General features: G+C 64.9%; 16 protein-coding genes. 12 read left to right on the forward strand and 4 right to left on the reverse strand.

Features of this window, described 5'->3' with window-relative positions; all coding sequences use genetic code 11:
* Positions 1–2: 2 nt before the first annotated feature.
* Entirely contained in the window at positions 3–1,058 is a 1,056-nt protein-coding gene (locus DFR51_RS04905) for a helix-turn-helix transcriptional regulator (RefSeq protein WP_126494701.1), read from the reverse strand.
* Positions 1,059–1,348: 290 nt separating this feature from the next.
* Between DFR51_RS04905 and DFR51_RS04910 the strand changes: the two genes are divergently transcribed.
* The 6 genes from DFR51_RS04910 (at position 1,349) to DFR51_RS04935 (ending at position 8,397) form a co-directional block, all read left to right on the forward strand.
* Positions 1,349–3,043 carry a gamma-glutamyltransferase gene (locus DFR51_RS04910; protein WP_121047878.1) on the forward strand — a complete coding sequence of 565 codons (1,695 nt, stop codon included), beginning with the start codon at positions 1,349–1,351 and terminating at the stop codon, positions 3,041–3,043.
* 35 nt (positions 3,044–3,078) lie between these two features.
* On the forward strand, positions 3,079–5,304 hold the full coding sequence (locus DFR51_RS04915; RefSeq protein WP_121047879.1) for a TonB-dependent receptor: 2,226 nt from the start codon (positions 3,079–3,081) through the stop codon (positions 5,302–5,304).
* A 67-nt stretch (positions 5,305–5,371) separates the two neighbouring features.
* Positions 5,372–6,577, forward strand: coding sequence for a pyridoxal phosphate-dependent decarboxylase family protein (locus DFR51_RS04920; protein WP_160119170.1), 1,206 nt, complete (start codon positions 5,372–5,374; stop codon positions 6,575–6,577).
* Entirely contained in the window at positions 6,574–6,963 is a 390-nt protein-coding gene (locus tag DFR51_RS04925; protein ID WP_121047881.1) for a nuclear transport factor 2 family protein, read from the forward strand. The genes DFR51_RS04920 and DFR51_RS04925 overlap by 4 nt, the downstream gene beginning before the upstream one ends.
* Positions 6,960–7,907, forward strand: coding sequence for an alpha/beta hydrolase (locus DFR51_RS04930; protein ID WP_121047882.1), 948 nt, complete (start codon positions 6,960–6,962; stop codon positions 7,905–7,907). Before DFR51_RS04925 ends, DFR51_RS04930 begins: the two co-directional genes overlap by 4 nt.
* Positions 7,908–8,010: 103 nt before the next feature.
* Positions 8,011–8,397, forward strand: a complete 387-nt coding sequence (locus DFR51_RS04935; RefSeq protein ID WP_197723601.1) for a hypothetical protein — start codon at positions 8,011–8,013, stop codon at positions 8,395–8,397.
* A 4-nt stretch (positions 8,398–8,401) separates the two neighbouring features.
* Here the strand turns inward: DFR51_RS04935 and DFR51_RS04940 are convergent, their stop codons facing one another.
* Both DFR51_RS04940 and DFR51_RS04945 read right to left on the reverse strand, forming a co-directional pair.
* Positions 8,402–8,857, reverse strand: coding sequence for a MaoC family dehydratase (locus DFR51_RS04940; RefSeq protein WP_160119171.1), 456 nt, complete (start codon positions 8,855–8,857; stop codon positions 8,402–8,404).
* Between the two features lie 11 nt (positions 8,858–8,868).
* The gene (locus DFR51_RS04945) at positions 8,869–10,854 is read right to left on the reverse strand and encodes a serine hydrolase domain-containing protein (protein WP_160119172.1); all 1,986 of its coding nucleotides are present in this window, start codon (positions 10,852–10,854) and stop codon (positions 8,869–8,871) included.
* 168 nt (positions 10,855–11,022) lie between these two features.
* Between DFR51_RS04945 and DFR51_RS04950 the strand changes: the two genes are divergently transcribed.
* Positions 11,023–11,724, forward strand: a complete 702-nt coding sequence (locus tag DFR51_RS04950) for a TetR/AcrR family transcriptional regulator (RefSeq protein ID WP_160119173.1) — start codon at positions 11,023–11,025, stop codon at positions 11,722–11,724.
* Positions 11,725–11,731: 7 nt separating this feature from the next.
* On the opposite strand, the gene DFR51_RS04955 is transcribed toward DFR51_RS04950, so the two are convergent.
* Positions 11,732–13,840 (reverse strand): TonB-dependent receptor, encoded by a 2,109-nt coding sequence (locus DFR51_RS04955; RefSeq protein WP_160119174.1) that lies wholly within the window; start codon positions 13,838–13,840, stop codon positions 11,732–11,734.
* 119 nt (positions 13,841–13,959) lie between these two features.
* Between DFR51_RS04955 and DFR51_RS04960 the strand changes: the two genes are divergently transcribed.
* The 5 genes from DFR51_RS04960 to DFR51_RS04980 all read left to right on the forward strand — a co-directional run bounded on the left by DFR51_RS04960 (position 13,960) and on the right by DFR51_RS04980 (position 21,077).
* The gene (locus DFR51_RS04960; RefSeq protein ID WP_121047887.1) at positions 13,960–14,211 is read left to right on the forward strand and encodes a hypothetical protein; all 252 of its coding nucleotides are present in this window, start codon (positions 13,960–13,962) and stop codon (positions 14,209–14,211) included.
* Positions 14,212–14,286: 75 nt separating this feature from the next.
* On the forward strand, positions 14,287–15,993 hold the full coding sequence (locus DFR51_RS04965; protein WP_121047888.1) for an MOSC domain-containing protein: 1,707 nt from the start codon (positions 14,287–14,289) through the stop codon (positions 15,991–15,993).
* Between the two features lie 75 nt (positions 15,994–16,068).
* Complete coding sequence (locus tag DFR51_RS04970; RefSeq protein ID WP_121047889.1) at positions 16,069–17,289, forward strand: metal-dependent hydrolase family protein; 1,221 nt, start codon at positions 16,069–16,071, stop codon at positions 17,287–17,289.
* Positions 17,282–18,391: a hypothetical protein gene (locus DFR51_RS04975; RefSeq protein ID WP_121047890.1), complete on the forward strand. Its 1,110-nt coding sequence runs from the start codon at positions 17,282–17,284 to the stop codon at positions 18,389–18,391. Before DFR51_RS04970 ends, DFR51_RS04975 begins: the two co-directional genes overlap by 8 nt.
* 10 nt (positions 18,392–18,401) lie before the next feature.
* Positions 18,402–21,077 carry a LuxR C-terminal-related transcriptional regulator gene (locus tag DFR51_RS04980; protein ID WP_121047891.1) on the forward strand — a complete coding sequence of 892 codons (2,676 nt, stop codon included), beginning with the start codon at positions 18,402–18,404 and terminating at the stop codon, positions 21,075–21,077.
* Positions 21,078–21,099 lie beyond the last annotated feature (22 nt).

Below are 21,099 nucleotides of genomic sequence, written 5' to 3' on the forward strand. Positions count from 1 at the left end.
TTTCACGACTGCGGCTGGAAATATTTTGGCGAACGCCCATGGAACTGACGGAACGCGCGGCTGAAGCTGGTCTGGTCCGCGTAGCCCACTTTTTCCGCCACGTCGGCAATGGACTCTCCGCTCTCCAGCAGTTCGCGCGCGTGGGACATGCGCCGATCCACACAGTATTTGAGGACGGTGGTTCCAAAACGGCTCCGAAAGCCGCTCGTCAGCTTGCGGCGATTGAGCCCGGCCATGCGGCTGAGCACGGACAGGGTCGGCGGGTTCGCGAAATGCCGGTCGATGATGTCACGTGCATCGTCCAGCCGTGTCTGGTCGCGCCGGGAGAGGGGGACGTCCTGCCGGTCGCTGATGCCGTCGTTGATGAAGGCGATCGCGAGGCACAGAAGCTCTACCGTCTTGGCCTCCAGAAAGGCGCGACGCAGCGGGCCTGTGAACCTGCAGGTCCGAACGGCATGCGCCGCGTCCGACATTGCGGGCGTCAGCGGATGATTCACTTGCGCGTGCCGCGCCTGCCAGCGGCGGAAGGCGTGAGCGGCCTGCTGCAGATCGCCTTCTTCTTCCTCCAGAAGACGCTCTGCGGCCTCCCAGCCAAAAAAAGGCGTAACCGTGCGCCATGGTTCAGAAAGCAGCACGCGGCTACGCCTTTCATGACCCGTGGGTGCCGACGATATGGAAAAGCCCGGTCGATGGACGAGCAACGCTTCGTCCGTGCCGGCATCTTCAAACGAGCGGCCTTCGAAGCGAAACTGGATGAAACTCAGGTTTTCGAAAACGAAATCGTAATCGAACTCGCGGTCGTAGGTTACGTCAGAGGTCACGAGGCCGAGATCGTTCGAGAAGAACAGGATTTCCTGTTCCCCCTGCATCGGCATCCCCTCGGAATAGGCAAGCGCGATGCGTTCGTCGGCGGCTTCGAACGGCACGAGGCCGGTTCCCCGGGTCTGGGCAACCGCGTCGACGAGCGCGCTTTTGCTCAAGCAGCGGAAATGCTCCGGGCTGTCGGCCTTCCGGTAGAATGGCCTTTCCCCGCCGGGCGGCATCTCTGTGTGCTGCATGTTCGCGCCCCCTGTGCCGGTGTGTTCGATCACCTGCTACTGAAGCGAATACTATAATGCATAGCGGTGCATGGCGAGCCCTTCGAAGGCTTTCGGCGCGCAGTCGAAGGCGGCTTCAGACCGCGTGTATATAACTAAAAAGGCTTTTGTTTTTCTCCCGCCAAGGCGCTGGGTTCCGCATTGTCAAAAAGTAGTAACGATAGGTCATTCCGGTTCAGCGGCGCGTCGATAGCCTTCCTGTGTGTCGGGCGGCGGGGGAGAAATCCGTGGTCCATGTGGTGCAGGGGGGAATGGACTTGGTTCGGATTGGACGGCGCGGTCTTCTGGCTTCGGCTGCTGCGGCGGGGTTTGTGAACCCGCGCATGGCGGTAGCCGCGCAGGGCTTTGACGCCCGCACTGCGGCAGGCAGCGGAGAGGCTGATATGTCCGTCGGCGCGTTCGGTAGAAAGACACCGGCGCGTGGTCGGAGCGGCCTTGCGATTACCGGACACCCCTGGGCCACGGAGGTTGCCGTGGGGATTCTGCGCGAAGGCGGCAATGCCTGCGATGCGCTGCTCGCGGCAGCAGCGGCGCAAACCGTGATCGAACCGCACCTCACCACAATCACCGGCTGCATGTCGATGATGTACCACGATGCCGCCACGGGCCGAACGCGATACCTGAACGGCAACGTCAATGCGCCGCGTGCACTCGCGCCCGTACTGACGGAGGCGGATACCGCGACGGGCCGCATGGCGTGTGTGCCAGGGTTCTGGGCGGCATTCGAGGCGGCGGCATCCACGTTCGGAACGATGCCCGTTGCGCGCCTGTTGAAACCGGCAATCGGTTTCGCGCGAGACGGCATTGCCTGTCACCCCTCGCTCTGGGGGGAGGTGTATAGCCGCCAGGCCATGCTCGCGCGCACCGCCGAGGGGCGATCGATCTTCATGCCGCGCCGTGCGATCCTCAATCCCGGCGAAAAGCTCGTTCAGCCCGGTGCTGCCGAAACGCTGCAGCGGCTCGGGGAAGAGGGCAGCCGATGGTTTTACACCGGCGACTTCGCGAAGGATTTCTGCGCGACCGTTAATGCGGCGGGCGGCGCTCTCACGCCCGAGGAGTTCGCTGCATATCAGGTGCGCTGGGAAGACCCGATCAAGGGGCAATACCGCGATCTTGAAATCTTGGGATCGGTGCCGCCGGACACGGGCGGGCTGCATCTCATCGAGATGCTCAACCTGGTCGAGCTGATGGATATTCGCAAGAATGGCCCGGCAAGCGAATCTCCTGAGACATTGAAGCGCATGATGCTCGCTGCGCGCGACGTGCTTGTCACAGGTATGACGTATCGCGATCCGCGATCATCCCCCCTCGATGTCGAACGCATTGCTTCGAAGGCCTATGCTGCGGAACGTTACGCGAAGATTTTGAAGGGCGCCGCTCCCGCGCCGGGCGCCGCGCCGCACGGTCCGGGAAGCTGTCACCTCACCGTCATCGACCGGGCCGGCAACATCGCGACCGCGCTGCATTCCACGTTGTCGCTGCCCTGGGCGAACGGGCTGTTCGTGCACGGCGTCAGCATCTGCGGCCCCGGGAATCATTTCCTGAATACGATGCCGAAGCCGGGCGACCGCGTCACCGTGCTCATCTGCCCGAGCATGATGTTCCGCGGTGGACGGCCCTTTCTCGCGGGCGGCTCGCCGAGCACGAGTCTCATCTGCAATCTTGTGCAGAACATCACGAATATCGTCGATTTCAGCATGCCGCTTGCCGAGAGCATCGAGCGACCCTCGTTCGGCGGGCTTGTCGATGGTCAGTATCGCATGACGGTCGAGACCGACCTTGGCGACCCTCTGATTGGCGCGGTCGAAGCGGCAGGGATTCTTGTCGAGCGCGTTAACCCGTGGAGTTCGCGGCACGGCGCCTTCGAAGCCATTCACGTCTCGGAAAACGGAGAGGTATTCGCCTGCGGTGATCCGAGGCGGACGTCAGCCGCGCTTGCGGTGTGAGGCGAATTCAACTTGAATCAAAAAAGGGGGAAACCATGATCCACAACAGAACGTTCCGTCAGGCGCTTTTCGCCGGCACATTGCCTGCGATTGCCCTCGCAGCATTCTGCAACCCGGCCTTCGCGGCGGAGACCGAAGCCGTCGTTGCGCTTCCCGAAATCATCGTCACGGCGCGCAAGCAGCAGGAATCTCTCCAGAACGTGCCGATCTCCGTAACGGCTTTTGATTCAGAATCGATCGAACTGCACAATTTCAACAATGTGCAGGACATGTCCTACAGCATTCCCAACCTCAACTTCAGCCGCCTGACGACGCTCAGCACGTCGATCAGCATTCGCGGCATCAATTCTGCGGACAATGCGCCCGGGTTCGAAACGGGCGTCGCGGTCATTCTCGATGATGTCTACATCGGCCGCGCGGCCGGATTCACGACGAACCTTATCGATATCGAACGCGTCGAGGTGCTGCGCGGACCGCAAGGCACGCTGCAGGGACGCAACGTCACGGCGGGCTCGATCAACATCGTCACGGACCGCCCCTCCGACGACTTCAAGGTCAAGGGCAAGATCAGCTACGGAAACTACGATGAGCTGACCGCGATGGGGGTCGTCAGCGGTCCGATCATACCGGGCAAGCTCGCTGGAAAGATCGGTATCGCCCGGATCAGGAATGATGGCTACGGTCGCAATGTCTCGCTCGACAAGCCGCTCGACAGCACGGACGCGTGGTCGTTCCGCGGCCAGCTCGCGTTCACCCCGACCGACGATCTCACCATCCTGCTGACGGGCGACTACGATGACTACGACAATCACGATTCGCACGGCTATTTCGGGCCGCCGGACATCGTGAAGCTGACGCCGGACATCACGGATCGCGAGGCGACTGGCGACGTATGGAACAACGGCTTCCGTAAGGTCGGCGGCGGCGCGCTCAATATCTACTACACGTTTCCGAACGAAATGACGCTCGCCTCGATCACCAGCGCGCGCGCTTATGATGTGTCGGCGATTCAGGAGGGCGATCCGGATCAGAATTGGGGGCCGTCGGGCGCGGGAACCTTCGTGGCGACGGCGCGCAACGACCAGAAGCAGAACCAGTTCTCGCAGGAAGTCCGTCTTGCGTCGCCCTCGGGCGGGAATTTCACCTGGCTCACGGGCCTCTATTATTACCGGGATACGCTGAAGAACTATCAGAACTTCCTGTTCGGCGTGAACACCGGAAGCGTGATCGCGGGCGCAAGTACGATCGACGATTCCCGCTCGACGACGAAGAGCTACGCGGCCTTCGGTTCGGCGACCAATCACTTCAGCGATCGTTTCAGCGTAACGGGTGGACTTCGCTATACGATCAACAAGCGCGGCATTCGCGTTCTGGAGGCGCTCGGCATCGATGGCACCGATGCCGTTTTCGGCGACTATGTCGATATGCTGACGCAGGACGATCCGGCGCCGACGGAATTCGATGCACTGGTCGCGCTCGGCACGACGCGCAACAAGGTCACCGACAAGGCGCTGACCGGTGACCTGACCTTCACGGTCGACTGGACGGACGATGTTTCGACGTTCGCGAAATACGCGCACGGCTTCAAGGGCGGCGGCTTCAACGCCAGCTTCAACTCCGGCTTTTCGGGCGGAAGCGTGAAGCCCGAATATATCGACTCCTTCGAGCTCGGCCTTCGGAGCATGTTGTTCGATCGCAAGCTGCGCTTCAATCTCACCAACTTCTACATGAAGGTGAAAGATCAGCAGACGCTGATCTATGACTCCGTGGCATTCCGCTATGTCACAGCGAACGAGCCAGGCGTCCGCACCTATGGTTTCGAACTTGATGCTGCGGCGGTGCTGATGCCGGAGCTCACCTGGTCGCTCGGCGTCGGCTACATCAATTCGGAAATCACCGGCGGAGCCAACAAAGGCCTGCGCCCGGCCTACAGCTCGCCGTGGAGCATCAACACTAGCCTCTCCTTCGATCAGCCGGTTACCGAAACGCTGAACCTGTTCGCATTCGGCGAGGCGAGCTGGCGGGATAGTTACGCACTGCTCGCGGGCTCACCGGATGCCTCGCGGCAGGGCGCGTACTGGTGGCTTGGCGGCAAGGTGGGCGTGAAGGCCGCCGACGGCAGCTGGTCGCTCAGCCTCTATGGCAGAAACCTCACCAACGAGACCGTCGCGTCCTACGCAACGAATGTGCCCGGCCTCTTCACGGTCGCGTTCCTGCAGCCGCCGCGCACCTACGGCGTCGAGTTGTCGTTCAACTTCTAGTCTCACCCGCGCTCCGGCGGTGCCCTCGCATCGCCGGAGCGTTGTGGCTCTTTTCAAGGTCAGGTTCATGTCTCATCGCGTTCCCTTCGCGTCGGAAGGTCTTTCCGCCGATGCCGTCAGCCAGCGGCTTCGGGAGTTTGCGCGGCAGGACGCTGATGCCGTGCGCGATATAGGCTTCGCCCGTCGCTTTTTCGCGGCGCCGGACGTCTCGGCGATCGCCGCTGAGGCGTATGGCATGTTCGCCCATGCCGGCCGCGTCTCCTCCTATCCCGGCCTGCCGCAGCCCCCGGGTATCCGGCAGATGCAACGAGAGCTTCAGCAATGGGCGCTTGACCTTCTGGAGGCGCCGACGGGCACCACGGCGAGGCTCACCTCGGGCGGCACCGAAAGCGTGATCCTTGCCCTCCGTGCCTGCCTGCAGAGTATGGAACCTGCCGATGGCGTGCCCGAGATCGTGGCGGCGTGGTCCGCGCATCCGTGCATCGACAAGGCGGCGGCGCTGCTCGGCGCCCGGCTGATCCGGGTGCCCGTGGGACCGGATCACCGCGCCGATCTCGCGGCCATGGCTGCGGCGATCACGCCGCAGACGCGAATGCTGTATATCTCTTTTCCATCCTACGCTTATGGTTTGGAAGATGATGTCGTCGCCTTCGGTGCGCTCGCGCGGGAACGCGGTCTGTGGCTTCATGTCGATGCCTGCATGTCGGGCTTTCTCGCTCCGTTCCAGCGCATGAACGGGGAGGCGATTCCGCCCTGCGGCTTGAACGTGCCCGGCGTCTCGTCGATGTCCGCCGATTTCCACAAGCACGGTTACGCGGCAAAAGGCGCATCAGTGCTTCTGCTTGCTGATGAGTCCGCGCAAGCGATCGATTTCGTGTATTCGGATCACCCGTTGCCGACGATGGCGACGGAAACGCTCGCCGGAACCGCGCCGGGCGCGCCGTTCGCATCGGCATGGGCGGTCATGCGCTATCTGGGTGTCGATGGCTATCGCAGGCTCGCGCACGATCTTTCCGCCGCGCGCCGCGCCTTCGTCGATGCGATCAACGCCGTGCCGGGTTTCGCCGTTCTTGGTGATCCGCTGTTCAGCCTCGTCGTGGTCACGTCGCCGTGCCATGATATGAAGATCGTGCATCAGCGCATGGCCGGGCGCGGCTGGTTCACGCTCGCGGTGACTGAGCCGCCGGGGCTTCATCTCAATATCGGCGCTGGTGACGTCGCGCTCGCTGGGCGGTTTGCGGCTGATCTCAAGGCGGCAGGAGAAACGGTGTGAGTGAAGATGCGATCCGCGGCGTGGTGGCGGCCTATTACCACGCGATGGTTGCGGGCGACGAAACGGCGCTCCGCCAGGTCTTCGATCCCGAGGCGCGCTTTCAGGGTTGGCGCGACGGCAGCGAGGTCCGCCGCGATCTCGATGCCTTCGTCTCGATGCTGCAAACACCCTACGACGGGCAGCTGCGCGAGGAGTGGCGGATTGATCTCCTCGATCGTACCGGCCCGGTTGCGATCGTCCGCGTCGTCGACTGGTTCCGGGGACGGTACTATACCGACTATCTGACGCTCACGGAGCGGAATGGCGCGTGGACCATCGTCAACAAGGGCTTTTACGCACACGATGCCGACGCGAAAGGCATCGATGATCTGGGGAGCGGCGCATGATCCGGGCGTCTCTGATAGCCATCCTGCTGCTGGCCTCGACCCCAGCCGTAGCATCGGACCCTCCGTGCAGTGCGCTCGCCGCGGCGGCCACGACATTCGATATGTCATCCCGCGATACCGGTGCGGACCACCGCATCCATGTATTCGTACCGCCCGAAACGCCCCCGGATGCGCGCCTCCCTGTCGTCTATCTTCTCGATGCGGACGGGCATTTTCCACTGTTCACCGAGATGGTCCGGGTCCTGATCGACGCGGGGGACATCCCGTCCGTCGCGGTGGTCGGGATCGGCTATCCTGTGCAGAGCATGGCTGACACGATCACGCTGCGTTTGCGCGACTACACCCCTGCCGGCGATGCTCCGCACGCCGCCCTCGTTCGAAAGATCGTGGGCGAGGGGCCGGAGATCAGGGATGGCGGCGCCGATGCCTTCCTGCGTTTCATCGAGACTGATCTGAAGCCGCGCATCGCGCAGCGCTATCCCGTGGACAATACGAATGCCGCGCTCGTCGGCCATTCGCTCGGCGGGCTCTTCGGTCTGCACGTCCTGCTCTCGCATCCCGAAAGCTTCCGCTATTACGGTCTCTCCAGCCCGGCGATCCTGTGGTCGGACGGTTACCTCCTCACGCGCGAGGGGGATTGGGCGAAGCAACACCGTGATCTTCGCGCGACGCTTTTTCTCGGTGTCGGCGGCAAGGAGCGAACGCTTGCCCATGTGCTCGCACTCCCGCCCGAATTGAAGGCCGCGGAAACGGAGATCGTCGCGCGCTTCGGCAATCCGGACCCGGTGGCGCAGCTCGTCGATTTCGAAACCCGACTGCGCAGCCGCGCCTATCCGGGCCTGCGCTACCCGGGCCTCAATATCTTCGACGGCGAAAGTCACGGCGGTGTCGTCGTTCCTGCGTTCAATGCCGAGCTCCTGATGTTCTTCGGAAAGCCCCAATGACCGCGTGAAGTGTGGAGCTGCCTTCATCCTGCGGATTACCGGTTTCGTGCGCGCGCGGGGCTGTGTATAGCGCTTCGCGATATTGGGGCAGGAGTGGAAGCTCATGGTGAAACCGGCGGCCGAAGTGATGCGGGAAGCCATCGTTGCAGCAGTGATCGACGGCATGTCTGCACTGCGCGCGGCGTCGGGCGGTGTGCCGAACAACCTGCTCCGTGACCTTAGCGCCATTCACCCGAACACGACCTTCGACGATCTGCCGCAGGCGCTGCAGGCGTCGATCCTCGCGAGCGTGCGGGCGGCTTTCACCCGCCTTCAGAAGGAAGGCTACACGGTTCTGAACCCGGACCTCGCGCCGCCGCCGCGCCGTCCGCAGCCGACGCAGCCTTCGGGACCGCGCGGCCCCGGCGGTCCGCGCGGTGCTGCGCGTCCGAACCCGTCTCGGCCGGGCCAGCCGCGCCGCCCGAGGCCGCCCGGCAAGCCTGCACGTTAGCGCGTCACGACCGCACGATCATCGCGAGCCACTCGGCCACGAGCGCAGGCTTCGCCTCGCCCTCGATCTCGACCTCCACGTCGATCGTGAGCAGGAACTTGCCGTCACCGCGATCCTCGAAATCGCGCAGGCCCATGTGCGCGCGGATGCGCTTTCCCACCGGCACCGGCGTGATCAGCCGCATGTGGTTGAAGCCGTAGTTCAGCGCATACCAGGCGCCGCCTTCGCTCTCGCCGAACGCATCGATGAAGCCGATGTCGTGCGACATGGTGATCAGCATCGATGTGGTCCAGAAGCCTGCCGCCACGGTTCCGCCGAACGGCGTGTTCGCCTTCGCCCATTCGGGATCGAGGTGCATCGGGTCGTTGTCGAGCGTGGACGCGGAAAACTGCGTGACCAGCGCCTGCTCCACATCGAACCAGCGTGAGGTGCCGAGCGGCTTTCCGATCTTCGATTTCATGTCCATTCCCATTACGGCAGGTTCCAGCCGACAAGATTGAGTGAGGCGAGGAAGGCGAGAATGCCTGCCGCCGCGATGGCGATGAGGGAGAAATGCACGCGGCGGAAAACGGCGCGCCGCCCTTCGCCCCACCAGCCGCGCAGCCACGCCGCGACTGCGGCAGCGATCGTCAGCACGGCGACGAGCGCGCCGAGATTGCCGGTGATCGCAAGGCCGATGAAGCGCCCCGGTTGGGCTTCGAGCACATGGTACATGATGCCGTCGTCCGCCGCGTAGAAACCAAGCAGAACGAGCGGCAGGGCGATCATCGTGCCGAGTTGCAGCAGCGGCAGCCAGCGGGAGAGACGCTCGGCGCGCCCGCTTCCCGGCCAGAACAGGCAGAGGATGCCGGTGAAAGCGACGAGCAGCAGCACCGGCAGCATCATTCCGGCGACGCGCGGGTTCCACGTATCGCTGCACCGCTCCCACGCATCCACGGACAGCAGCGGCACCATGCCTGTGGCCGTGTCATTGCTCGCCGTGAAGGCGAACAGCGCGGACGTGTTCGGGTCGCCGAGCGCTTGCGGCGCGGCCTCCGGATTGAAGAATACGCCGGGCGCGACCTGCCGGTAACCGGGCACGCCCCGAATGGCGAGTGTGCCGTCTGCACCCGCCGCAGCCGTAATCACGGCATAGCCCGCGCCGAGAAAGTCGAATGCGGCCTCGACCGTGCTGTACGACCGGCGCTGGCGGCAATAGGTGCCCGCGAAATCGCTCACCGGTCGCGTCACGGGCGCTTCCGTGGGACGGTAGGCGCCAAGGAAGCGAGTCAGCGCCGCCTCGCGCACGAAGGCGGAATTCAGCACAGGCTCGACCGGGTTCGCCGGATTCGGCGCAAGCCGTGTCTTGTCGACGAGCGAGCGGAGCTGTTCGGTGAGGTCGACGACCGGCCCTTCGCCGACGATCGAGGCGAACACGCCGATGCCGCGCTCGGGCACCAGCACCATCACGGTCTGGAAGCCCGGCCAGCCGCCGCCGTGTTCCACGACATGCGCGCCGTTCCACATGCCTTCTATGAACACCATGCCGAAGCCGGTCGTCGCCGGGTGGTTGGCAACCTGCCGCGTCTGCATCCGGCGGAAGCCCTCCGCAGACAGGATCGACGGCTTGCCGTTTGCGCCCTCGATCTGCGCGATCATGAAGCGCGCCATGTCGAGCCCGGTGGTGCTGACGCCGCCCGCAGGCGCGATGAACGGGTTCATCGGCACGAACCCGATTGCCTGCCGCTCACCGTTCGGGAACATCGCATAGGGCCGCGCATGTGCGGGGGAGGGCGAGAGCGCGAGGTTGAGATACGAGCGCTCCATGCCGAGCGGCGCGAAGATATGCTCCTTGAAATAGCGATCGATCGGCTGGCCGGAGACGTCCTCGACGATAAGGCCGAGCACGGCGGTGCCGAAGTTCGAATAGACCGACCACGTGCCCGGTTCGCGCACCAGCTTCGGCATCGCGCGGGCGATCACGTCCGCGCTCACGGGATGTGCGATGGCGCGGTCGGTGCCCAGCCCGAACGCCTTGTCCTCGAAACCGGCGCGGTGCGTCAGCAGGTGCCAGATGGTGACCGGGCGGCCCTTCCAGTCGGGCAGCTTCACGCGTTTGAGATATTGGTTGGCGGGGTCGTCGAGCGAGCGGATCAGGCCCTTTTCGTGAAGCTGGGCAATCGCGGTCGCGGTGATCACCTTGGTCGTGGAGCCGATGCGGACCTCGGTCGCCGCCGGGTCCATCGCGCGGCCGGTCGCCGGGTCGGCGAGGCCGTAGCCCTTCGCGAACGTCACGGCGCCTTTCTCGACGACGACGATCTCCGCGCCTGTGAAGCGGTGCGTCTTCAGTGCGGGGTGAAACAGACTGTCCGCCCAGGCTTCCAGCGGCCGGGTCTGAGGCTGGACCTGCACGGGCTCGGCAAGAGCAGGTGCGGCGAGAAGGCCGACGAGACAGGCGAGCCATTTCAGAACGCGCATTTGCACCGCACTCCCATCCTGAACTTTCAGTGAATTTACATTCAATGAGTTGTTGTTCATGGGCGACGTACTGTCAATCGAAATCGCGCGCAGGCACTGCACAGGGCAAAATTCATTGAATTCGTGTTCAGTCCTGTCTAGCTGCCGATGGAAAGCTGGGAGATCGTCATGGAAGGCAGCAGAAAAACGCCGGGGCGCAAGGCTACGCTGACCCGCAAGGAACAGGCAGCCGAAACGCGCGAGCGCCTGAAGCAGGCGACGATCCGCGTCCTCGGGCGCATCGGCTACCGGCAGATGCGGATTGCGGATGTCACGCGCGAGGCGGGCGTCGCGGTGGGGCTTTTCTATCACTATTTCGCCGATTTGCAGGCTGTCACGAGCGAAGTGCTCTCCGATTACATGGCGGAAATGACCGCGAAGGCGCGCAAGGTGACGCCGAGCGACGATCTCTTCGAGACGCTACGCGAGCAATACAAGATTCTGATCGGCCATTTCGAGGAACAGCCGGGGCTGATGCGATGCATGCTTCAGGCCTCCGAGGAGATTCCCGAATTCGGCGAGATCTGGAAGGCATCCAACCGCCAGTGGACACACAGCTTCGCGCGTCGTCTTTCCGAAGCGCTCGGCCCGGAGAAGCTCGATCGCAAGACGAGCCTGCTGATGGCCTATTGCCTGGGTTCGATGTCGGACGGTGTCGTGCACGAATATTACGTGCAGCAGAATCCCGATCTCGTCGGCTGCGTCGACTCGCGGGACCAGCTTGCCGAAGCGCTGGCGACGCTCACCTACCGCGCCGTTTTCCTCGCCAACCCGCCGCGCGAAAAATTGGGCGCGGCGGCGGCTATCGCCGTCGCGCCCGCAGGTCAGTAGGAAGAGGTTAGAAACGCTTGCTCGCGCTGATACCGAACGTGCGCGGGCGATTGACGTTGATGCGCTGGTCGCCGAGCGTCGTATCGACGAAGAGCTCGGCGCGCTTGTCGAAGAGGTTGTTCACGAACAGGCTGATGTCGAGGTCGCCGGTCTCGACGCCGATCTTCGCGTTCGCCAGCTCGTAGCTGTGCTGAAGATCGGGCGCGGGAACGTCGCTCGGGAAGCCGTTGTAGCTGCCGCCGACATGCTGGACGTTCGCCTGCATGTAGCCCGAAAGCGCATCCGACAGCGGGAAGCTGTACCGGCCGAAGATGTCGTAGCTCCACTTCGGCACCGCCGGAATGCGGTCGCCCTTCAGGCCTGCACCGCTCGCGCTGTTCGCGGCGAGATAGGTGTCGGTGTAAGCGAGCGTCGCCCCGAGTTCGAGGCCGCCGACGGGCCGGAGCGAAAGCTCCACCTCCGCGCCCTTGCTCTTCGCCTTGTCGCCGTTCGTCACGTACGAGAAGCCGTCCGGGCGCGTCACCGTTACCTGGATATCGCTCCAGTCGATGTAGAACAGCGCGGCGTTGAACGTCGCCTTGCCGCCGAGGAAGTCGGACTTCACGCCCACCTCGTAGTTCCACAGCGAGTCCGAATCGAACGTCGCGGGTGCCGACACGCCGCCGAGCGGCGGAATGGTCGTGTTCGGGCCGCCGACGCGGAAGCCCTGCGCGGCCTGCGCGTAGACGAGGATATCCGGCGTCGCCTTGTACGAGATGTTGATCTTCGGGTTGATCTTGCTCTCGCTTGAATTGCCCGTATCCGAAGAGAAGCCGCCGGCGATGATGCCGTCGGAAACCTTACTGAAGCGCTCCTTCACCTTGAAGGCGCGCAGACCGCCGGTGATCTTCAGCGCGTCGGTCACGTTGACGCTCAGTTCGCCGAACGCGGCATATTGTTTCGTCACGTTGTTGATGTCGCTGTCGAGGAGCGGGGTCGTCGTCGGGATTCCGAACAGGCCGCCGTGCCAGGCGAGCTGGTAGAGCGAGTTCTTACGGCGCGAGTAATAGAGGCCCGCGATCCATTCGACCGTGCCGCCGCTCGGCGAGGCGAGGCGGATCTCCTGCACGAAGTTCTTGTCCGGCACGACGTTGTTGAGCCAGACCGGCACCGGCACGCCGAGGAAGGCGGTGACATCGCGGTTGTCGTTGATCTTGCGGTCGAGATAGCTCGTCGTTGAAACGAGATCTGCCCAGCCGAAATCATTGTGGAGCACGAGGCTGTAAACGGTGAGGTCGTCGCTGCGCAGTTCGGCGACGGCGCGGCGCTGGGAAAGACCGGCGAGCGTTGGGTCGATCTCCTGCGTGCCGCCGAAGTCGGACCGCTGGAGGAGGATGCTTGCCGTCGCGTCGAACGTCTCGCTCGGCGCCATCTTCAGCGAGAAGCGGGCGCCCCAGGTTTCGGCATCGTTCACATTGCTCTTGCCGAGCTGCGTGTTGTCAACGAAGCCGCCTTCGTTGCGGTAATAGAAGACGGTGCGCATCGCGACCTTGTCGGTGGCGAGCGGCACGTTGATCATGCCGTTGAGCGCAACGCTCTCGTCGCCGTGACGCGTGGTGGAGAGCGATCCGCTGACCGAAGCTTCGATGCGGTCGAGCTTCGGCTTCGCCGTGATCATGCGGATGGTGCCGCCCATCGAGCCCGCGCCGTAGAGCGTGCCCTGCGGGCCGCGCAGAACCTCGATGCGCTCGACGTCGTAAAGGCGCAGGTCAGGCTCGTTGTTCGGGAAGCTGACCGGCGTCTCGTCGATGTAGATACCGACCGGCGACTGGTGGTTCTGGTCGACGCCGGTGGAAACGCCGCGCAGCGTGATCTTGTTGCGGCCCGAGCCGCGATCCACGAACGACAGGCCGGGCACGCTGCGGGCGTAGTCGGTGAACCCGTCGAAACCGCGCTTCTCGATCTGCTCGGCGGTGAGCGCCGAAATGCTGAGCGGCACGTCCTGCAGCGGCTGCACACGCTTCTGCGCGGTCACCACGATCTCGTCGGTCGGCACGGCCTCATCCGCCATCGCCGCGTACGGCGCCATCAGCGCCAGCGCGCTGCTCGCCATCCACAAACGGGAAAATCCCTTCATGAGTACCCCCTTTTTATATAATGTTGAATTTAAACTCATTGAGTTTGTATTCAACGAAAACGTGCAAGTCAACGTCGCTTTCGTTCGTGTTCGGCGGCGGGCGTGGGCTATGGGAGTGCATGGACTTTCACGATCTTCTGTTCCGCTACTTCGGCACCGCCGAGATCGATGCGCTCAACGCCTCGGCGCTCTCTGCCGGCCTTGACCGCATGCGCGTCGACTTCGGCCTCGAAACAAATGCCGGGCGACGCTTTGCGCTGTGGGCGCTGATGTACATGCTGGGCGACGCGCCCGATCTCGACGCATTCGAGGATGCGGACGAGCGCGAGGCCGCGCGCCGTTTCATGGATCTCGCCGACAACGCGGGCTAGCGTGCTACCCGAACCGGTGAGGGATCACCCACCGCGCCGGATTGTCGCAACCCGCGCAGGCGTTATCCTCGCTCCATGGGGATCGAGCGGAGAGTAGCGGCTGTCAGCACGGCAAGGCCGGTGTGGCAGGATGTGAGGGGGCAGCGAACCTTCACCTCGATCGTGCGCAGCCCAGCACCCGGCGCGCTGTGGTTCGGTCCCGAGGGGCCGGATGACAATGAAACAGCGGTGCATACCGAAGCCGTCCTCGCCTCGCCCAGCGAACACTACGACATGTGGGCCGCGCGCTTCGGCGTCGACCGGGAAGCGTGGGACTGGTGTCGCTTCGGCGAGAACATCGTCGTTTCCGGTTTCGATGAAAACACCCTGCGCATTGGCGATATCGTCCGCATCGGCGGCGCGGTGTTCCGCGTGACCTCGCCGCGCATTCCGTGCTTCAAGTTCGCGTGGCGCATGGATCAGCCTGACAGCGTGCTCGGACCGATGATCGAAAGCGGCCATATCGGCTTCTACCTCGCGGTCGAAACCCCGGGGCCGGTCGGCGCCGGAGACGTCGCCACGATAGAGGTGCCCGATGCTTCGGCGATCACCGTCGGCGATCTCTCTCGCCTGCTCGTCGCGCGCGAGGCCGATCCGCAGGCGCTTCGCGATGCGCTGGCCAACCCCTGGCTCGGCGGACAGGCGCGCGGCATGCTCGCGAAGCGCATCGCGGGTCTTGAAGACATGGCGCGTCTCAAGACCGGCCGCTGGAGCGGCTGGCGTCCGTTCCGTGCCGTGAAGCTGCGTGACGAGGCGCAGGACGTCGCCTCCTTCGCGCTCACGCCGCTCGATGATGTCCCGCTGGCCCCGGCGCTCGCGGGGCAGTTCCTCACCGTCCGGCTGGGCAACGGCAACGATGCGCCGGTCCGCAGCTGGACGCTTTCCGATCACGAAGATACGCCGAAGCAGTACCGTCTCACCGTAAAGCGTATCGCGGGCGGGTCGGGTTCGGCGCGGCTCCACGAGATCGGCGCGCGCGGCGGCACCGTGTGGGCGCGTCCGCCGGCAGGGCGTTTCACGCTGAAGCGGGATGGCTTCATGCGCGTCGTCCTCATCAGTGCCGGTATCGGCGTCACGCCGATGCTTGCGATGCTGAAGGCGCACCGGGCGCGGCAGGACGTGCAGCCGCCGCTTGTCTGGATTCACCAGACGCGGTGCGGCGAAACACACGTGTTCTCTGCGGCAGGCGAAGATGCGGCGCTCGCCCACGTCTTCTACTCCGCGCCGCGCGAGAGCGATGCCGGGCACGAACCCGGAAGGCTTACGCCCGACCGCCTGCGCGAAATTCTCGCGCCTGCCTACAAGACGGCCCCCTTCGGCCGCGACGTCGAGCTCGAAGGCATTTTCAGTGACGTCTACATCTGCGGCCCGGCGCCATTCGAAGCGATGGTGCGCGAGGCGCTCGCCGCGATGGGCGTTCCTTCCGGGCAGGTGCGATCGGAATCGTTCATGCCCGGCGCGGCAGACGCCGCTCCCACCATCGCCCGGGCGCGCGTGGACTTTGGCGGCACCGTCGCGGAATGGACGCAGGCCGCGAACCCAAGCCTGCTCGACCTCGCCGAAGCCGCCGGTCTTACCCCTGCGTTCGGCTGCCGCTGGGGAAGCTGCGGCGCGTGCGAAAGCACGCTCGTGTCGGGCAGTGTCGAGCATTCGCCGTCTCCCGCCATGCCGCTCGCTGCGGACCGTGTTCTGCTCTGCTGCGCGCGTCCGGCATCCGCAGACGTGACCGTTGCCCTTGGCTGAGCTGCCACCCCGATTTCGTCGTCACCACCCGCTGCGGCCTTTGCGGCGCGGCGCAAGATACAGGAACCTGCACCCATGACGCTGATCATCGAGAACGTGACCGTCTTCGACGGGGAAGCTGTGCTCGGCGAGGGCATGTCGATCGTCGTTGAAGGCGGCGCGATCCGCGAGGTTTCCGACAAGCCCGTAACCGGATCGGACACGCAGCGCCTTGATGGCTGCGGGCGTTTCGCGATGCCGGGCCTCATCGATGCGCACTTCCATTGCTACGGCGCGGAGGCGAATCCGGCGGCTATCGACAGGATGCCGCCCGGCCTACGCGCGCTTCATGCACGCCGGATCATGGAAGATACCTTGCAGCGCGGCTTTACGACCGTGCGCGATGCGGCGGGCGGCGATCATGTGCTTGCGGCGGGGCTGGCGAAGGGCCTCATCAACGGCCCGCGCCTGTTCTACCCCGGCCTCGCGATCAGCCAGACCGGCGGGCACGGCGACATGCGCGATCCCGATCACTTCGAAGGCTGCGCCTGCGCCTATTGCGGGTCACTGTCGGTCGTCGTCGATGGGCCGGACGAGATGCGCAAGATGGTGCGTGAACAGCTGCGGCGCGGCGCGCATCAGATCAAATTGTTCGTCTCCGGAGGCGTTCTTTCGCCGAGCGACCCCATCTGGATGAACCAGTTCTGCAACGAGGAGATCCGGGTCGCGGTCGAGGAGGCCGCCACCCGGCGCACCTACGTGATGGCGCATGCGCACACGAACGAGGCCGCGATCCGCTGCGTGAAGAACGGCGTGCGTTCCATCGAGCACGCGACGATGCTGGAAGCAGACGGTGTCGCCGCAATCGTGGAGCACGATGCCTTCGCCGTCCCGACGCTGGCGATCATCGATGCGATCCGCGCCGTTGGCCCGTCGATGGGCTTGCCGACGGCCGCCCTGGCGAAGGTGCGGGAGGTCGGCGATCTTGCAGCCACCTCGCTTGATCGCCTGCGGCAAGCCGGCGCGAAGATCGGCTTTGGCACCGATCTGCTCGGTTCGGTCATGGACCGCCAGTCCCGGGAGTTCGCGCTCCGCCGCGAGATCATGAGCGCCGAAGAAATCCTGCGTTCGGCGACGTCGGTGAACGCGTCCCTGCTCGGGATGCAAGGGAAACTGGGCACGATCGCGCAGGGGGCGTTTGCCGACCTGCTGGTGGTGGATGGCAACCCGCTTGAGGATATTTCCGTTCTCGAACATCAGGACCGGCTCGCATTGATCGTTGCGGACGGACGCATCCGCCGGAACGCTCTTGTCTGAGCCGCAGCCGTCCGCGTCGGAGCGTCAAAGCGCGGTCTTCAGCCTCGTCGCGGGAAACATCGCGGGCTTTTCGGGAACGACGGCGATTCCGCTCTGGCTTGCGGCATCGGGGGCAAGGGGCGAGCTTGCCGGCGTGGTGGCGTCGGGCGAGATCGCGGCCATCGGCCTTGGCACGCTTGGCGCTGCGGCCATAGCGGGCCGGATCGGGGCGCGGCCACTCTGTCTTGGCGCAGCAGCCGTAGCGGTCGTCGCCAACCTTCTCGCAATGCTCACCTTCGATGCAGCGTTCGTTGTGGGCCGTTTGCTATCGGGGTTTGCGCTCGGTGCCGTGCTGGCGACCGCAACGGCCCTCGCGGCGCAGCGCGTCGACGCGCAAAAGACGCTTGCCACCATGCAGATCGGTCTCGCCTGCTTTGCCGCGCTGTTTTACCTCGCGCTGCCCCCGCTCGTTGAAGCGGTTGGCGATGTGGCGGTATTCGGGGGGCTCGCCGCGACGGCGCTGTGCGCGCTTCTCGCGGCGGCGGCAGGCCTGCACGGCAAGGTCGAACAGAACAACGCCGGCTTTCGCCCCATCCCGCGCGCCTTGCTCGTTCTCATCGGCCTTGCGGTGATGTTCGTGGGGCAGAGCATGGCATGGAACTCCATTTTCCCGCTCGGCGCCGCCAAGAGCTTCGATATGCAGCTTGTGGGCAAGATCATGGCCGCATGCGCGGTCGTCATGATGGTTGGGCCGCTGCTGTCGCGGATGCTTGGAGAGCGCGCGGGTTTGCGCGTGCCGGTTCTGGGTTTCAGCCTCCTGCTCGCGGCGGACGTGGTGCTGATCGCGCAGGCGCAGGGGCTGTGGTTGTTCGCGGCAGCGACCGCGGCGCTGGTCTTGCTCCCCGGTTTCGGTTTACCCTATGTGATCGCGCGCGCCGGAAATCTCGGGGACGCACGGCACGCTGGCGCGGCGCCGGCGTTCCTGATGCTTGGAAGCGCGCTCGGCCCGGCGCTTGCTGTGCCGCTCGTCGTGGCCGCCGATTGGAATGCCTTTGGGCTGGTCGCGGGCGGCGCCTGCCTGATCGGCGCGTTGCTGATGGGGGCCGGAAAGGGCCGAACGTAAAGGACCGGGTTTGAACGAAGCGGCCGAACCCCGCGAAACGGAACGGTCCGGCGCGCGCGAACGGGCGAGCCGCCGCCGTCTGCGCCCGCCGGTGCAGCGCGCGCCGCTTGCCACGCGCGAACTCGTGCTGCGCTCGCTCGATGTCGCCCGCGCCGGCAAGCTCACGATCGTCGTCGGCCCGCGCGGTTACGGCAAGAGCACGGCGCTCGGTCAGTGGTGGCACCGGCTCACGCAGCAGGGCATCGCGGCGGCGTGGTACACCGCGTCCGATCTTGATCGCGAGCCCGATGTGTTCCTGGAAATGATCGCCCGTTCGCTCGCCGCCGCCGGGGTCGAGATGGGCGATGCCGTGCGGCCCAAGACCGGGGACAGTCCCGCGGCGACTATGCTCGATGCGATCCTGCTGCAGCTTGATCGCGACGAGCGCCCGATCGTGCTCATCATCGACGATTTCGACCGCGTCGATCACCCAGCGATCGCGCGCCTCGTCGAGGAAATGACGGATGCGTTGCCCGATTGGGTGCATCTTGTGCTGGCGACCCGGCGCAAGCCTTCGCTCGCCGTCTCGGTGCTGCGCACGCAGGGGATTGTCCGCATCATCGATCCGGCCGAGCTTCGGCTCAGCGATGCGGAGCTTGGCGAGGCGCTCGGTCTCCCCGCCGATGCGCCCGAACTCGCGGCGATCGCCGAGCAGACCGAGGGCTGGCCCGTCGCCGTCCAGCTTTACCGCCTCTGGCGCGGGCGGATGGGCGTCTCGGCGCGGATGCCGCGCTTCAGCGGGCAGGTCGACGAGGTTGCCGATTACCTTGCCGAACAGGTATTCGCGATGCTCGCCGAGCACAGCCAGACACTGCTCACCGAGCTGTCGCCGTTCGATTATGTCGAGGCGAGCCTCGCCGATTACGTGCGCGACCGGCGCGATAGCGCGGCGTTGCTAGAAGAGGTGGAGGCGGAGCTGCCCACGCTTGTCCAGCGGACGGAATCGGAGGGCGAACCGGCGTGGCGGCTGCATCCGCTGCTGTCGGATTATGCGCAGGCTCGCCTCAATCGCAGCCCCGATCATGCGGCGCGGCTTCACAGGCGCGCGGCGGACTGGCTCTGGCAGCAGCAGCGCTATGCCGCTTCGGTTCGCCACTACGATCTTGCGGGCGACCGCGCCACGATGATGGAAACGCTGGGCGGGATTCCGTTCATCCTCATCTTCCTTACATATGGGGCGGGCGAGCTTCGCGCGATCCTGCGCGAGACGCCGCAGGAGGTCCTGGAAGCCCAGCCGCGCCTGCAACTGATGGCCGCGCTTGCTCACTTCAAGGCAGGGTATTTCGGCGAGGCGAGCAATTGGCTGCGCCGTATCCGCGAGAGCACTGGCGGCTTCCTCGACGATCCCACCGGGCACGGCGAGCAGCTCGAGCTCGAAGGCCACGCCCTTGACCTGCTCTTCGAATGCTACATCAACGGGATAGCACCGACGCGCGAGGCGGAGGTTGATAGGGTGCGCGCGCTGGCGCCGGATATGCCGCTGTTCTGGGCATGGTGCGAGAATACGATGGTCGTGATGTACCAGATGCGCGGCGATCTCCATGCGGCGCACCAGTCCGTGATCCGCACGCGAGAGACGTATCAGGCAATCGGCATGTTGCCGTTCGCCGAACAGCATCTGACGACGCACGACGTGCTGATCGCACTCGCGCACGGTTCGCTGAAAACAGCTTCGGAACTTGCGGCCGCCACGCTTCGGCGCCGCGGCGCAGGCGGGATCGAAGTGACGGTTACGGCAACCGCGCGCATGGCGCTCGCCTCGGTGGATTATCTGCGGCACTACCGGGAGAGCGCGGCGGATCTCGTGCGCGTCGCCTTCGATCAGTTCGGCGCCGGGGAGGCGTGGTACGATCAATATGCCGTTACCTGGCCGATCATCGTCGATGTCGCGTGGCGTCGCAGTGGGCTTCCCGCTGCGCTTCGCGTCATCGCCGAACTGCGGACGCGGCTCGGTAATCAGGGGCTCCTTTGCGTTACAGACCTGCTGAAGTCCCTGGAGGCGATCTACCGCTTTCGTAGCGGCGGTATCGACAGCGCGGAGGCGATCGCGCGGACACTCGCAGTCGATGCGGGCCATGTTCCCTGGCGGACGCGTGACCTCGCGATGCAGGCCCGCATCCTCATCGATCTCGCGCGCGGACGCGTCGCGGCGGCGGGGGAGGGTGCCCGCGCGATGATCGAGGAGGGGCGTACGGGCGAGCGCCTCGTCACGATGGTGAAGGGCTATGTTCTACTGTCGCTGGTGCGCGACCGGCTGGGCGACGAAGCCGGCGCCGATGAAGCGATGGTCACGGCGGTGCACCATGCATTCGCCGAGGAGATTCTGTCTCCGTTCGTTGAAGAAGGCAGTGCGGTCCGCGCAATCATGGAGCGCATAGCGAAGCGCGCGGCCTCGCCGCTCGAACAGCACCATGCGGAGACGGTTCTCAGGGCCTTGAAAGCCAAGCCCCAGTATCTCTCTCCCGATGCACTCAACGACCGCGAGTCGGAGATTGTCGCGCATCTCGCCGAGGGCGCGTCCAACAAGCTGATCGCGCGACGTCTCGGGCTCACCGAGAACACCATCAAATTCCATCTCAAGAAGATCTACGCCAAGCTCGGCGTATCGAGCCGCAAGGCCGCAGTGGCGCGCGCGCAGGAGAAATAGGCGGTCCCGCCACCCGACAGCG

The sequence above is a fragment of the Sphingosinicella microcystinivorans genome, assembly GCF_003634215.1.
In the GTDB taxonomy this organism is placed as follows: domain Bacteria; phylum Pseudomonadota; class Alphaproteobacteria; order Sphingomonadales; family Sphingomonadaceae; genus Sphingosinicella; species Sphingosinicella microcystinivorans.

Excerpts from the sequence above, each read along its gene's own strand:
- DFR51_RS04910 (WP_121047878.1), top strand. The coding sequence starts at position 1,349 with ATGGACTTGGTTCGGATTGGACGGCGCGGTCTTCTGGCTTCGGCTGCT.
- DFR51_RS04915 (WP_121047879.1), top strand. The coding sequence starts at position 3,079 with ATGATCCACAACAGAACGTTCCGTCAGGCGCTTTTCGCCGGCACATTG.
- DFR51_RS04940 (WP_160119171.1), bottom strand. The coding sequence starts at position 8,857 with ATGAAATCGAAGATCGGAAAGCCGCTCGGCACCTCACGCTGGTTCGAT.
- DFR51_RS04920 (WP_160119170.1), top strand. The coding sequence starts at position 5,372 with ATGTCTCATCGCGTTCCCTTCGCGTCGGAAGGTCTTTCCGCCGATGCC.
- DFR51_RS04960 (WP_121047887.1), top strand. The coding sequence starts at position 13,960 with ATGGACTTTCACGATCTTCTGTTCCGCTACTTCGGCACCGCCGAGATC.
- DFR51_RS04965 (WP_121047888.1), top strand. The coding sequence starts at position 14,287 with ATGGGGATCGAGCGGAGAGTAGCGGCTGTCAGCACGGCAAGGCCGGTG.
- DFR51_RS04955 (WP_160119174.1), bottom strand. The coding sequence starts at position 13,840 with ATGAAGGGATTTTCCCGTTTGTGGATGGCGAGCAGCGCGCTGGCGCTG.
- DFR51_RS04970 (WP_121047889.1), top strand. The coding sequence starts at position 16,069 with ATGACGCTGATCATCGAGAACGTGACCGTCTTCGACGGGGAAGCTGTG.
- DFR51_RS04945 (WP_160119172.1), bottom strand. The coding sequence starts at position 10,854 with ATGCGCGTTCTGAAATGGCTCGCCTGTCTCGTCGGCCTTCTCGCCGCA.
- DFR51_RS04905 (WP_126494701.1), bottom strand. The coding sequence starts at position 1,058 with ATGCAGCACACAGAGATGCCGCCCGGCGGGGAAAGGCCATTCTACCGG.
- DFR51_RS04935 (WP_197723601.1), top strand. The coding sequence starts at position 8,011 with ATGGTGAAACCGGCGGCCGAAGTGATGCGGGAAGCCATCGTTGCAGCA.
- DFR51_RS04930 (WP_121047882.1), top strand. The coding sequence starts at position 6,960 with ATGATCCGGGCGTCTCTGATAGCCATCCTGCTGCTGGCCTCGACCCCA.
- DFR51_RS04950 (WP_160119173.1), top strand. The coding sequence starts at position 11,023 with ATGGAAGGCAGCAGAAAAACGCCGGGGCGCAAGGCTACGCTGACCCGC.